Consider the following 13,437-nt stretch of genomic DNA (forward strand, 5'->3'; position numbering starts at 1 on the left):
GACGAGGAGACCGCCCATGGGCGCCACCGTCGCCATCGTCGCGGACCGCATCGGCTGGGAAGAACGCCGGCTGATCGCGGCCGCCCCCGAGGCCGGCCTGACCATCGAGTGGGTGAACGACGAGTCCCTGTGCCTGGGGCACGCGGACGCGCCGTCCCTCACCCGGTACGACGCCGTCCTGATCCGCAGCCGCAGCTACACCCGCGGCGGGCTGATAGCCACCCTGGCCGAGGCCTCCCGGGTGCGCACCCTCAACACGGCCGCGGCCATCCGCGCCTGCGAGAACAAGCTGGAGCTGCGGACCGTCCTGCGCCGGGTCGGCGTCCCCGCCGGGGACTTCCGGCTCGTCCTGTCCCGCCGGGACTTCGCACGCGCCCTGCAGGACGTGCCCCCGCCCCTCGTGCTCAAGCCCGTCTTCGGCGGCATGGGCAAACGCGTCACGCTGATCCGCCACGCCGACACGGCGCAGTCCGTCTACGACTACGTCGAGGACCTCGGGCACGGCTTCGAGCAGGCGTCGCTGGTGGAGCCGTACCTCGACGGCGGCACCTCCGTCCGGTGCTTCGTCGTCGGCCGGGACCTCGTCGCCGCCGCCGAGTTCGCGAGCGCCGGCGAGGACTGGCGCAGCAACGCGGCGCTCGGCAACCAGAGCCGGGCCCTCGACCACGACCCCGACATCACCAAGGTCGTCGACGGGGTGGTGGACGCGCTGGGCGAGGGGATCTACGGCATCGACCTGTTCCAGACCCCGGACGGATACGTCGTCAACGAGGTCAACCACGCCCCCGCCTTCAAGGCCGTCGCCGAGGCGACCGGGACCGACGTCCCGCTGGCCATCATCCGCCACCTGCAGGAGGTACTCACGTGATCCGGGTAGGAGTCGTCGGGGCCTCCGGGCTCGCCGGCGGCGAACTGATCAGGCTGGTCACCCAGCACCCCGACCTGGAGCTGACCTTCCTCGGCGGCTCCTCCCACATCGGCCGCCGCCCCGCCGAGCTGCACCCGGGGCTCCGCCTCGACCTCGGCCTGACCGTGCAGCCCGTCACCGAGGAGGTCGCCGACCTCGTCGACGTCGTCTACCTCGCCACCCCGGCGCCCGTCTCGGCGGAGCTGGCCGGTCTGCTCGCGGACCGCGTCCCGGCCGTCGTGGACCTCAGCGGCGCCTTCCGCATCCGCACGCCGGAGCTGCACGACCGCTGGTACCCGAAGGTGCGGCGGCGCGCCGACCTCGCCGACCGCTTCGTGTACGGCGTGCCCGAACTGATCGGCGACCAGCTCGCCGACGCCGCGCTGATCTCCCTGCCCGGCTGCTACGCCACCGCGATCACCCTGGGGCTCGCGCCGCTCACCCTGGGCCTGGGCCTGGACCTGAAGACCGTGGTGGTGGACGGCAAGAGCGGTTCCAGCGGCGGCGGCCTGCAACTGCGCACCGCCGACCTGCACCCGCTGCGCAACGGCGCCATCGCCCCGTACGCCCCGACCGGGCACCGGCACGCCGCCGAGGTGAGCGACTTCCTGGAGCGGAGCAAGCCCGGCACGATCGGGCACCTGTCGATGTCGGCGTACGGCGTCTCGCACGTGCGCGGGCTGCTCGCCAGCTCGTACGTCTTCACCGACGGGGCCGTCGACCAGCGGGAGCTGCAGCGGGCGTACGTGCGCTTCTACAAGGAACACCGGTTCGTGCGGGTGCGGCGCCACGCCGAGACCCTCATCCCGGTGCCCGACCCGCAGGCGGTGCTCGGCTCCAACTTCTGCGACGTGACCGTCCTGCACGACGAGGAGGGGGGCCGGATCGTCGTCCTGTCCGCCCTCGACAACCTGGTCAAGGGCGCCGCCGGCCAGGCCGTGCAGGCCACGAACCTGCGGTTCGGGCTGGCCGAGGACGCGGGGCTGACGATGCAGCCGGTGATGCCGGCATGAGCGGCTCCCCGGCGGTCCCCACCGTCGTCAAGCTCGGCGGAAGCTGCCTCGACGACCTCGACGGCGCGTGGTGGGACGACCTGGCCCGGCACGGCCGGGACACGCCCCTCGTCCTCGTGCACGGCTGGTCCAGGCCGCTGAAGGAGCTCGACCCGCGCTACCGCGAGCCGTCCGCGATCCTCCGCGACCGGTACGGCAACCAGAGCCGCTGGACCACGCCCGAGGTCATCGAGGACATCAAGACCGTCAGCGCCCGCCTCGGCGAGGAGGTCCTCGGCCGCCTGGAGCGGCGCGGCATCACCGCCGAGCGGGTGGTCGGCAGCGACGGCCTGCTCGACGCGGGCGAGGCCGAACGCTGGTGGTGGCGGGGCAAGCAGCTCCTCGAACTGGAGAACCTGGTCGGCCCGATCACCGGGGCGGACCCGTCCCGGCTGAAGAACCTCCAGCCCGGTCACGCCTACCTGGTCACCCCCCTGGCCCGCAACGCCGAGGGCCGCGAGGTCAACAGCGACGCCGACCGGGCCGCGGCCGCCGTCGCCGCCGCCACCGGCGCCGCCGACCTCGTCCTGGTCACCGACGTCGCCCACCTGCTGATCGACGGGGAACCCGTGTCCCGGATCACCGCGCGGGCCGCGGCCGCGTTCCGCGACAAGGGCGCCACCGGCGGCATGCGCAAGAAGCTGCGCGCCGCCGGCGAGGCCCTGGACGGCGGGGTGGGCCGGGTCGTCATCGGCAGCGCCCCGGTCTCCGACCTGCTCGCCGGCCGTACCGGAACCACCATCACCCCCACGTGAGGAGTCCCCGCATGGCGCGACCCCGAGTGCTCGTCGTCAACAACGGCACGCTCTCCCTGAAACAGCTCCGCGCGCGCTTCGAACAGCTCGGCTCGGACACCGACGCCGTCGACGTGGCCTCCGCGCCCACCGACCTCGGCGGTCGCTACCAGGCGATCGTGCTGAGCGGCACCAAGGTCCGGGCCTACGACACCGCCTTCTACCAGCCGCTCGTCGACCTCGTCAGGGGGGCGGACGTCCCCGTCTTCGCGATCTGCGGGGGCATGCAGCTCCTCGCCGTGGCCGCGGGCGGGCGCCTGGAGGAAGGGCCGCAGCGCGTCGGCGGCTACGAGGTGCAGGTCGACAAGGAAGAGGCCCTCTTCACCTACGTGAAACCGACCGTGACCGTCTTCCACCGCCACACCCTCTACCTCCAGGAGGCCCCGGAGGGCTTCCGCTCGATCGGCCGCTCCGAGCACGCCCCCGTGGAGTTCCTGCGCTCCGACGACGGGCGGATCTTCGGATCGCAGGCACACCTGGAGTTCCGCAGCGACGGACTGGAGATCCTGCGCGGCTTCGCCCAGCTCTACCGGTGACGGCCGCCGCACCCGGACGCACCCTCTCGCTCCCGCCCCCGGGGCGCCGCGAGCGGACGTCGTGAGGACGGCGGTACCCGGCGCTTCGCGCCTGCGCGTCCCCACCGCGTCCGCGCGCCCCTACGGCACCTACCCGAACCCCCTTACGTACTGGAGGACTCGACCATGAGCGTCGTGGAAAGCACCCGGCCGCCCGCCTTCACCGTGCACCTGAACGGCAGCGGCGGGTCCGTCAAGGGCTGGGTGGTCGTCGACTCGCTCGTCGACGGCCTGGCGATGGGCGGCACCCGCATGACCACCGGGGTCACCGAGGAGGAGGTGGCCGGCCTGGCACGCGACATGACCGACAAGTTCACGCTCGCGGGGCTGCGCATCGGCGGCGCCAAGGCCGGCATCGTCTCCGACGGCAGCGACCGCGAGGAGACCTTCCGCACCTTCGGCCGCACCGTCAAGCCGCTGCTGCACGGCGGCATCCACCTCGGCATCGACATGGGCGTCACCCCCGCCGACCGGGCCGTCTTCTTCGCCGAGGCCGGCTACGACCCGCGGTACCGGCTCGGCGCCCCCGACATGCCGATCGACTGGCGCACGTACTACGAGCCGCTGATCGACTGCACCGGGCACGGCGTCGCCGTGGCCGCGCTCACCGCCCTGGAGGCGAGCGGTCGCACGGACCCGGCCAGGGTCGTGGTGCAGGGGTTCGGCGCGGTGGGCCGGGCGGTCGCCCGGTTCCTGGAGGACAACGGGCACGTCGTCGTGGGCGTCGCCGACGTCCAGGGCACCATCAGCGCGGAGCGGCTGCCCGTCGCCGACCTGATCGCCGTCACCGACGAGTTCGGGCGGATCGACCGCTCGCGCCTGCCGCAGCACGTGACCCTGTCGTCCGAGCCGGACGCCTGGCTCGACGTCGACGCGGACGTACTCGTCCTCGCCGCGCAGAAGTACGCGCTCACCGCCGACAACGCGCACCGCCTGCGCGCCGGCCTGGTCGTCGAGGGCGCCAACCTGGCGTCCAGCGCCGAGGCGAAGGAGAAGGTGGCGGCCTCGGGCGGCGTCCTGGTCCCCGGCGTCATCGCGAACATCGGCGGCGCCGCGTCGGCCGCCCTGGCCGTCACCCGGGTCGTCCCCTTCGACCTGCCCTCGGAGCGCCGCAAGGCGTGGGTCTTCGACTGGGTCGGCAACCGGGTGCGGCACAACACCCGGGACCTGCTGGAGATCGCCGCCGGACGGGCGGGCGACCCGCTGCCGGAGCTGCTCGCGGCCCGCCGCAAGGACCTCCTGCGATGACGCCGACGACGACGGCCCTCCTGGCCACCGCATCGGCCGCGGACCGCATGGCCGAGTACCGGCGCCGCGGCTGGTGGCGGGACGAGACGTTCCTCGACGACCTGCGCCGCCAGGCCCGCGAGCAGCCCCGCAAGCTGGCCATCGCCGGGCGCCGCCTGGACGAGGCCCGTACGGACACCCTCGACTACGCCGAACTGTCCCGACTGACCGACCGGTTCGCCGGCGCGCTGCTCGAACTGGGCGTGGAGCGGGGCGACGTCGTCGCCGTCCAGCTCCCCAACCGGTGGGAGATGGTGCCGCTGATGTTCGCCTGCATGGCGACCGGCGCGGTCATCTGCCCCATCGCCCCGGTCTGCCAGGAGGAGGAGCTGCGCCACCGCCTCGCGCTCACCGAGGCCCGGGTGTGCGTCACCGTGCCGGAGTGGGACGGCTACCCGCTGGCCGAGACCGTCGGCGCGCTCCGCTCCGAGCTGCCGCTGGAGCACCTGGTGGTGGTCGGCGGCCACGGCCCCGAGGGGGCGGTGGACTTCCACGACCACTTCGTCACCCCGCACTGGGAGAAGCAGCTCATGGGCGACCTGGAGGGCCGCCAGCTCAGGCCCGACGAGCCGTTCGTGGTGCTGTTCACGTCGGGGACGACCGGTTTCTCCAAGGGCGTGGTGCACAGCCAGAACACCGTCCACTCCGGTGTGCGCGGCTACGTGGACACCTTCCTGCTCCACGACGACCTGGTGGCCGCGGTCACCACCCCGCTGGTGCACTACTCCGGCTTCGGCCAGGGCGTGCTCGCCGGGGTGATGCTGGGCGGGACGATCGCCTTCCAGGACGGCCAGGACTACGGGGGCCTGCTGGACCTGGTCGAGCGGTACGGCGCGACCCTGCTGTACGGGCCGCCGCCGACGCTCTCCGGCATCGCCGCCGCGCAGCAGGCGGACCCGCACGACGTGTCCAGCCTGCGCCACACGGTCACCGGCGCGGCGCCCGTGCTGCAGGAGCTGGTGGACGAGCTGCGCGAGACGTTCGGCGCCCGTACGTACTCGGTGTGGGGCATGTCCGAGTTCGGCCCCGTCACCATCAGCCGCCTCGACTACAACCAGGACTGGGCGGCGCACAGCCACGGGCGGCCGATCGACTCCATGGAGATCCGCATCGACCTGTGCCACGACCCGTCCAAGCGGGCCTCGGTGGGCCGCCTGCGGGCTCGCGGGGCGTCCCAGGCGCTCGGCTACTACAAGCAGCAGGACGCCTTCGACTCCGAACTGACCGCGGACGGCTGGTTCGACACCGGTGACGTGGCGCGCGAGGACGGCCGCGGCGGCATCCGCATCCTGGGCCGCGCCAAGGACACCATCCTGCGCGACGGGATCGTCGTCCCGATGGCCGAGCTGGAGGCGATCATCTCCCGCCACCCGAAGGTGACCGAGGCCGCCCTCGTCGGTCCGACCGGGCACGTGGACGACCCGATCCTGGCGGTGGCCGTGCCCCGCGGCAACGTACCGCCCACGCTCGACGAGATCCGGGAGCACCTGCGCGCCCACCGGCAGGACGCCCGCTTCCTGCCGGAGCGCCTGGAGGTCGTCGACGCGCTGCCCAAGACCCTGACCGGCAAGGTCCGCAAGGTCGAGCTCCGCCAGCGCTACGGCGCCTGACCGCCGCGTCCCCCCGCTCCCCGCCGCCCCGATCCCCTGGAGGAACACCATGTCCGAACCCGCGCCGGTGACCATGTCGGCGACCCTCGCCGCCGACGAGGCGCTGGCCCGCCGGCGCGACGCCGGGGAGCAGGTCCTGTCCCTGGCGAGCGGGGAGATCGGCCTCCCGGTCCTCCCGGAGCTGCGGGAGCGGCTCGCCGCGGCGGCGGGCCAGAACGCCTACGGGCCCGTGGCGGGGAGCCGGGCGCTGCGCACCGCCGCCGCCGGGTACTGGCAGCGGCGGGGGGTGGCCGCGGACCCCGACCTGACGGTGTGCGGGCCGGGGAGCAAGCCGCTGCTGTTCGCGCTGGTGCTGGCGGTCGGCGGCGACGTGGTGGTGCCCGTGCCGAGCTGGGTCAGCTACGCGGCGCAGGCGAGGCTGGCCGGTGCCCGGCCGCTCCCCGTCCCCACCCCGCCCGGCGAGGGCGGGGTGCCCGACCCGGAGGCGCTGCGCGAGGCGGTGGCAGCCGCCCGCGCCGCCGGGCGGGACCCGCGGTGCGTGGTGGTCACCCTGCCCGACAACCCCACGGGCACCATCGCGTCACCCGGCACCGTCCGGCGCCTCGCGGAGGCGGCGCGGGACCTGGACCTCGTCATCGTGTCCGACGAGATCTACTGCGACCTGGTCTTCTCCCCCGAGGACCGGGCCGTCTCCCCGGCCGTCGTCGCGCCCGAGCGGACGGTGGTCACCACCGGCCTGACCAAGAACCTGGCGCTCGGCGGCTGGCGGACGGGGGTCGCCCGGCTCCCCGACGGACCGCTCGGCCGCGGGGTGCACGGCCGGCTGGTCGCCGTCGCCAGCCAGGTCTGGTCGAGCACCGCGGCCCCCGTGCAGGCCGCCGCCGCGTACGCCTTCGAGGAGCCGCCCGAGGTGGTCGCGCACGTCGCCGCCGCCCGGCGGCTGCACGAGACGGTGGTCCGCGAGGTGGCCGGGCGGTTCGCCGCCGCGGGCGCCGAGCTGGCCCCCGTACGGGCGACCTGCTACCTGTACCCCGACTTCGAGCCGCTCCGGAAGCACCTGGTCGAGACCCACGGCGTCGGGAGCGGGGCCGAGTTGGCCGCGCTGCTGGCAAAGCGGTACGGCGTGGGCCTGCTGCCGGGCAGCGCGTTCGGGGAGGCCGCGCGCTCGCTGCGCGTCCGGGCCGCCACCAGCCGGCTGTACGGCGAGACCGACGCCGAGCGCACCGCCGCCCTCGCCGCCGCCGATCCGCTGGGACTCCCGTGGATCCGGGCGTCGGTGGACCGCGTCACCGAGGTGCTCGACGACCTCGTGCGGTGACCGGCCCCGGCAGGCCGACCCCCTCCCCCGCAGACCCGTCCCTTCCACTCCACAAGGAGAAACCGTGACCGACACGCCCATCCTCTTCGAATGCGAGTACCGGGGGCAGCGGTACGCCGGCCTCGGCCTGCCCGCCCCGGGAGAGCCCCACACCCTGTACCGGGTGGCCGACGGGCAGTTGCGCGCGGCCCTCGTCGCGGGGGGCGGGCCAAAGGCCCTGCGCGCCGCGGTGGCCGAGGGGACCGAGACGGTCCAGGTGGCCGCCGGCGACCCGGAGGTGCGCTTCCTGCCGCCGCTGCTGCCGACGGCCTCCAACAACGCGCTGATCAACGGCTTCATGGGCACCCACCGGACCAAGTTCGACCGCGACCCCGAGCCCGACGAGGAGTTCACGCCGCCGAACTACTACATCAAGGGCTTCGGGTCCTGGCTGCGTATGCCGGACGAGCCGCTGACCACGCCCGCCGACCCGGTGTGGCTCCTGGAGGAGCCGGAGGTCGCGCTGGTCTACGTCAACGACGACGACGGCGTCCCGCACTACGCGGGCTACACCTTCGGCAACGACCTGAACGACATCGGCCTGCACCTGAAGAACCCGTGGGCGTGGACCCCGTACGCGAAGCTGTGCGAGACCTCCCTCACGCCGTGGCTGTTCCTGGACCGGCCGCCGCGGACCGTGACGGGGCGCGTGGTCATCGAACGCGACGGCGCGACGGCCTGGGAGGGCGGCTTCTCGTGCGGCGCCGACTCCCTGTACCACCGCGTCGAGGACATGACGCAGTACCTGTTCTCGTACCCGGCGCTGCGGCGCCCCGGGCTCGTCAACTACCTGCTGCTGGGCGCGGACAAGGCCAGCTACCACGACGGGTTCCGGATCGAGGACGGCGACCGGATGGTCATCGACGTGTCCAGCCACGGCGTCGTGCTGGCGAACCCCGTCCGCTACGGTCAGGCCGACACGGCCAGGTCGTAGGCGGGTGCGGGCTCCGGGACCGCGGGCGGCGCGTGGACCGCGACCGGCGCGTGGAGCGCGGACGTGCCGGCCGCCTCCCCGGTGCCCGGCCCGCCGGCCCGCCGGACGGCCTCGACGTAGCCGGAGATGGCGTCCCGGCTGCGGACCAGGCACTCGATCCGCTGGGTCATGCGGTCCCGTTCGCGCTCCAGCAGGGCGATCGTCTCCGGCGTGGCGCCGGCGACGTGGATGGCGCGGGGCTGGTTCAGGCACGGGAGGACCTGCTTGATGACCCGGGTCGGAAGACCCGAGTCGAGCAGTCCCCTGATCTGCAGGACCCGGTCCACGCAGCGCTCGTCGTACTCCCGGTAGCCGTTCGCCGAGCGGCCCGGCACCAACAGCCCCTGCTCCTCGTAGTAGCGCAGCATCCGACGGGGCGTCCCCGTGCGCTCGGACAGCTCACCGATCCGCATGTGACCCACCTCGCAGCCAATCGACTTGACATTCACATCAATGTGAGGGTTAGAGGATAACAAGCATGTCAACGTCTCACACAGAGTTGCCGACCGACTCCCCGTCGGCAACCGAACAGCGGAAACTGCCCCTCTCGCCGCTGCTGGCCCTGGCCACGGCGGCCTTCATGGGAATTCTCACCGAGGCCCTGCCCGCCGGCGTCCTGCCCGAGATGGCTCGCGATCTCTCCGTGAGCGAGTCCGCGGCGGGACAGACGCTGACGATCTACGCGATCGCCACGGGCCTCTCGGCCATCCCCGTCTCCGTGGCGACGGCCGGCTGGCGGCGCAAGCAGCTCCTGCTGCTCGCCGTGGTGACCTTCGCCGTCGCCAACGCGGTCACCGCCGTCTCGTCCAGCTACGCCCTGACCATGGCCTTCCGTCTCGTCGCCGGCGTGGCGGCGGCCGTGGTGTGGGCCGAACTCGTCGGCTACGCCCGCCGGTTGGCGCCCCCGCACCTCCAGGGCCGGGCCATCGCGATCACCATGGCCGGCATCCCGCTGGCCCTCTCCCTGGGCATCCCCGTCGGCACGTTCCTCGGCGGGCTGTTCGGCTGGCGCCTGACCTTCGGCCTGGTGACGATCGTCTCCGTCCTGCTGGTCGTGTGGATCCTCGCCTCGGTCCCGGACTACCCGGGGCAGCGGCCGGAGAACCGGGAGCCGATCCTGCACGCCATCAAGCTGCCCGGCGTGGTCGCGGTGCTGTTCGTGGTCGCCGCGTACGTGCTGGCGCACAACATCCTCTACACGTACATCGCCACGTTCCTCGACGACAACGGCATGGGCGAGGCCCGCGACGTCGTGCTGCTGGTCTTCGGCATCGCCTCCATGGTGAGCATCTTCATCACCGGGGCGCTGGTCGACCGCCGCCTGCGCACCCTCACCATCGCCAGCACCGTCCTGTTCCTGGTGGCGTCCGGCATGCTCGCGGTGCTGGCCGACAGCGCCGCCGTGGTCTACGTGGCGATGGTGCTGTGGGGCCTCGGCTGGGGCGGCGTGGCGACGCTGCTGCAGACCGCGGTCACCGACGCGGGCGGTGACCGCGCGCAGGCCCTGCTCGTCACCACGTGGAACTCCTTCATGGCGGCCGGCGGCGCGGTCGGCGGCATCCTGCTCGGCTTCCTCGGCCCGACGTCCTTCCCGTGGAGCGTCCTGGCGCTGCTGGTGCCCGTGCTGCTCGTGGTGGTCGGCGCCAGGTCGCACGGCTTCCCGGCCAAGCGGCCCGGCATGGAATGACGGTGGGCGGCTGACGCGCCACCACCCCGAAAGCTCCGGTCCGGCACCCATTCCCCCGCGTGCCGGACCGGACCCGTTTCCCCGCGGGCGCGGGGCGCGCGTCCGCGGGGCGCGCGTCCGCTTCCCCGGGGAGGCCGGGCGCGCGTCCGTTTCCCCGCGGGCGCGGGGCGGGAGCGGGCCGGTCCTCACCTCCTCGTCGGTGGGGCCCGGCCCGTTTTCCCGCGGGCGCGGGCACGGGCACCGGCACGGGTACGGGGGCGGGGGCGGCGCGCGGGAGCGGGGTGCGGCACGGGTACGAGGGCGGCGCGCGGGAGCGGGGTGCGCGGCGGCCGGGAGAGGCCGGTGCTCCCGTGGACCGCTTCGCGCTTCCCGTAGGCCGTGGCACGCTTGGTGCGGCCGACCGGCACCGGCGGAACGGCGGACGGCCGACCCTCGGCGTCGCTCGACGCGGAGGCGGCCGACACGCGCCACGCGGCCGGGGCCGGGGAGCCGGGGCCAGGGACCGGGGCCCCAGGCATCCGGGAAGCCAGGAAGCCAAGGATCCGGGAAGCCGGGGGCCGACGAATGGGGAGGGGAGGACGGGCGTGCTGGGCGAGCGCGTGCTGCGGGGGCTGCAGCGGTTCAACGACGCCCACCCCTGGGACCACAACGCCCACTACCACCCCTGGATCCTGCGGCAACTGCCCCGGCGGGCCGGGACGGCGCTCGACGCCGGGTGCGGAAGCGGGGACCTGGCCCGCCTGTTGGCCGGGCGCGCCCGGCACGTGGACGGCGTCGACACCGACCCCCGGATCGTCGCCCGGGCGAGGGAGCTGACGCCCTCCGGCGCACCGGTGACCTTCCACGTCGCCGACGCGCTCACCGGGCCGCCCCACGACGCGTACGACGTCATCACCTGCGTCGCCTCCCTCCACCACCTGCCGTTCACCGAGGCGCTCACCGCTTTCCGGCGGCGCCTCGCGCCCGGCGGGACCCTCGTCGTCGTCGGGCTGTTCCGGGCTCGGACCCTCACCGACCACCTGCTCGGCGCCCTCGCCGTCCCGCTCAACGCCGCCGTCGGCTGGTCGAGGAACAAGGGCCGTGCCGCGCCCCGGCCCGTCGCACCGGCGGCCCGGACCCGGCCGGCGGAGATGTGCTTCGACGACATCGTCCGCGAGGCGCGGCGGATCCTGCCCGGGGCGCGGCTGCGGCGGCGGCTGTTCTGGCGGTACACCCTCGTCTGGCGGCACCCCTGACGGGGCTTCGCACCCCTCTCCGGCGAGGCGGAACCCCTCCCCCCTCTTGCACGCCCCCGTGAACCGGTCCGCGCGCCTTTCCGGCCATCCGCCCGTCCGGGAGCGACGGAACCCTTCCCATCGGGGCGGCGTCGAACCCGGAGTCCGGGGCACCCGGACACCGGGCCGGGGCTTCCGGCGGACGACGCCCACGTAGTCCAATTCAGGCAATCTGAGCGATTAACGGGAAATGATCTGAATACGGGGTATTCGTGGAGAAGTGACGTGAGCTCACCCACTGCGGACGCCAACCGCCGCACGGGGAGCGGGACATCACCCGCACGGCGCAGCCCAACGAGAAGCACATCTCATATCTGAGATAGCCTTTCGCTATGGCAGACGACTACCTCGTACGCATCGGCAGGCTCATCCGTGACGCCCGGCAGCACCGCGGCTGGACTCAGGCGCAGCTCGCCGAGGCGCTGGCCACGAGCCAGAGCGCCGTGAACCGCATCGAGCGCGGGAACCAGAACATCAGCCTTGAGATGATCGCCCGCATCGGTGAGGCGCTCGACAGTGAGATCGTCTCACTGGGCTACGCGGGCCCCATGCACCTCCGGGTGGTCGGCGGCCGTCGCCTGTCCGGCGCCATCGACGTGAAGACGAGCAAGAACGCGTGCGTGGCGCTGCTCTGCGCCTCGCTGCTGAACAAGGGCCGCACGGTCCTGCGCCGGGTCGCGCGGATCGAGGAGGTCTACCGGCTGCTGGAGGTCCTCAGCTCCATCGGCGTCCGCGCCCGCTGGATCAACGACGGCACGGACCTGGAGATCGTGCCGCCCGCCGAGCTGAACATGGAGGCCATCGACGCGGACGCGGCCCGCCGCACCCGCTCGATCATCATGTTCCTGGGGCCGCTGCTGCACCGCATGCGCTCCTTCAAGCTGCCCTACGCCGGCGGCTGCGACCTCGGTACGCGCACCATCGAGCCGCACATGATCGCCCTGCGCCGCTTCGGCCTCGACATCACCGCCACCGAGGGCCTGTACCACGCCGAGGTCGACCCGGCGGTCTCGCCGGACCGCCCGATCGTCCTGACCGAGCGCGGCGACACGGTCACGGAGAACGCGCTCCTGGCCGCCGCGCGCCACGACGGCACCACCGTCATCCGCAACGCCTCCTCCAACTACATGGTCCAGGACCTGTGCTTCTTCCTGGAGGCCCTCGGCGTCCAGGTGGAGGGCATCGGCACGACGACCCTCACCGTGCACGGCGTCCCGCACATCGACACGGACGTCGACTACTCGCCCTCCGAGGACCCGGTCGAGGCGATGAGCCTGCTGGCCGCCGCGGTCGTCACCGAGTCGGAGCTGACGATCCGCCGCGTGCCGATCGAGTTCCTGGAGATCGAGCTGGCGGTCCTGGAGGAGATGGGCCTCGATCACGACCGCTCCACCGAGTACACCGCGGACAACGGCCGTACGCGGCTGGTGGACCTGACCGTGCGGCCCTCCAAGCTGGAGGCCCCCATCGACAAGATCCACCCCATGCCGTTCCCCGGCCTGAACATCGACAACGTGCCGTTCTTCGCGGCCATCGCCGCGTCCGCGCAGGGCCAGACCCTCATCCACGACTGGGTCTACGACAACCGCGCCATCTACCTGACCGACCTCAACCGGCTCGGCGGACGCCTCCAGCTCCTCGACCCGCACCGCGTCCTCGTCGAGGGCCCCACCCGCTGGCGCGCCGCCGAGATGATGTGCCCCCCGGCCCTGCGCCCCGCGGTGGTGGTCCTCCTGGCCATGATGGCCGCCGAGGGCACGTCCGTCCTGCGCAACGTGTACGTCATCAACCGCGGCTACGAAGACCTCGCCGAACGCCTCAACTCGGTGGGCGCCCAGATCGAGACCTTCCGCGACATCTGACCGGCGGACCGCCGCCGCATCCCCCCCTGACCCGCTCTTCAGCGGGTCAGGGGGGATGC

General features: G+C 73.4%; 12 protein-coding genes. 11 read left to right on the forward strand and 1 reads right to left on the reverse strand.

From position 1 onward, the window contains the following. The first annotated feature begins 16 nt into the window (after window positions 1-16). From AC07D6_RS10550 to AC07D6_RS10585, 8 genes are all read left to right on the forward strand, one after another. Entirely contained in the window at window positions 17-868 is an 852-nt protein-coding gene (locus tag AC07D6_RS10550; protein ID WP_315877357.1) for an ATP-grasp domain-containing protein, read from the forward strand. Further along, window positions 865-1,920, forward strand: coding sequence for an N-acetyl-gamma-glutamyl-phosphate reductase (gene argC, locus AC07D6_RS10555; protein WP_315877358.1), 1,056 nt, complete (start codon window positions 865-867; stop codon window positions 1,918-1,920). Before AC07D6_RS10550 ends, argC begins: the two co-directional genes overlap by 4 nt. Next, the gene (locus AC07D6_RS10560; protein WP_479043310.1) at window positions 1,917-2,714 is read left to right on the forward strand and encodes an amino acid kinase family protein; all 798 of its coding nucleotides are present in this window, start codon (window positions 1,917-1,919) and stop codon (window positions 2,712-2,714) included. The genes argC and AC07D6_RS10560 overlap by 4 nt, the downstream gene beginning before the upstream one ends. An 11-nt stretch (window positions 2,715-2,725) precedes the next feature. After that, the gene (locus tag AC07D6_RS10565; RefSeq protein WP_479043311.1) at window positions 2,726-3,289 is read left to right on the forward strand and encodes a type 1 glutamine amidotransferase; all 564 of its coding nucleotides are present in this window, start codon (window positions 2,726-2,728) and stop codon (window positions 3,287-3,289) included. 165 nt (window positions 3,290-3,454) lie between these two features. Continuing rightward, entirely contained in the window at window positions 3,455-4,576 is a 1,122-nt protein-coding gene (locus tag AC07D6_RS10570) for a Glu/Leu/Phe/Val dehydrogenase dimerization domain-containing protein (protein WP_479043312.1), read from the forward strand. Then, window positions 4,573-6,225, forward strand: coding sequence for an AMP-binding protein (locus tag AC07D6_RS10575; RefSeq protein WP_315877362.1), 1,653 nt, complete (start codon window positions 4,573-4,575; stop codon window positions 6,223-6,225). The genes AC07D6_RS10570 and AC07D6_RS10575 overlap by 4 nt, the downstream gene beginning before the upstream one ends. A gap of 49 nt (window positions 6,226-6,274) precedes the next feature. Next, window positions 6,275-7,543, forward strand: a complete 1,269-nt coding sequence (locus AC07D6_RS10580; protein WP_479043313.1) for a pyridoxal phosphate-dependent aminotransferase — start codon at window positions 6,275-6,277, stop codon at window positions 7,541-7,543. Between the two features lie 64 nt (window positions 7,544-7,607). Further along, the gene (locus AC07D6_RS10585) at window positions 7,608-8,516 is read left to right on the forward strand and encodes a fumarylacetoacetate (FAA) hydrolase (RefSeq protein WP_479043314.1); all 909 of its coding nucleotides are present in this window, start codon (window positions 7,608-7,610) and stop codon (window positions 8,514-8,516) included. On the opposite strand, the gene AC07D6_RS10590 is transcribed toward AC07D6_RS10585, so the two are convergent. After that, window positions 8,492-8,968: a MerR family transcriptional regulator gene (locus AC07D6_RS10590; RefSeq protein WP_479043315.1), complete on the reverse strand. Its 477-nt coding sequence runs from the start codon at window positions 8,966-8,968 to the stop codon at window positions 8,492-8,494. The genes AC07D6_RS10585 and AC07D6_RS10590 overlap by 25 nt on opposite strands. A 65-nt stretch (window positions 8,969-9,033) precedes the next feature. On the opposite strand from AC07D6_RS10590, the gene AC07D6_RS10595 reads away from it, so the two are divergent. From AC07D6_RS10595 to AC07D6_RS10605, 3 genes are all read left to right on the forward strand, one after another. Then, on the forward strand, window positions 9,034-10,242 hold the full coding sequence (locus AC07D6_RS10595; RefSeq protein WP_479043316.1) for an MFS transporter: 1,209 nt from the start codon (window positions 9,034-9,036) through the stop codon (window positions 10,240-10,242). Between the two features lie 584 nt (window positions 10,243-10,826). Next, on the forward strand, window positions 10,827-11,477 hold the full coding sequence (locus AC07D6_RS10600; protein ID WP_479043317.1) for a class I SAM-dependent methyltransferase: 651 nt from the start codon (window positions 10,827-10,829) through the stop codon (window positions 11,475-11,477). A 371-nt stretch (window positions 11,478-11,848) separates the two neighbouring features. Then, a complete protein-coding gene (locus AC07D6_RS10605; protein WP_315877368.1) occupies window positions 11,849-13,378 on the forward strand; it encodes a UDP-N-acetylglucosamine 1-carboxyvinyltransferase in 1,530 nt (509 codons plus the stop codon). The last annotated feature ends 59 nt before the right edge of the window (window positions 13,379-13,437 follow it).

The sequence above is a fragment of the Streptomyces sp. NPDC045287 genome (assembly GCF_056432325.1).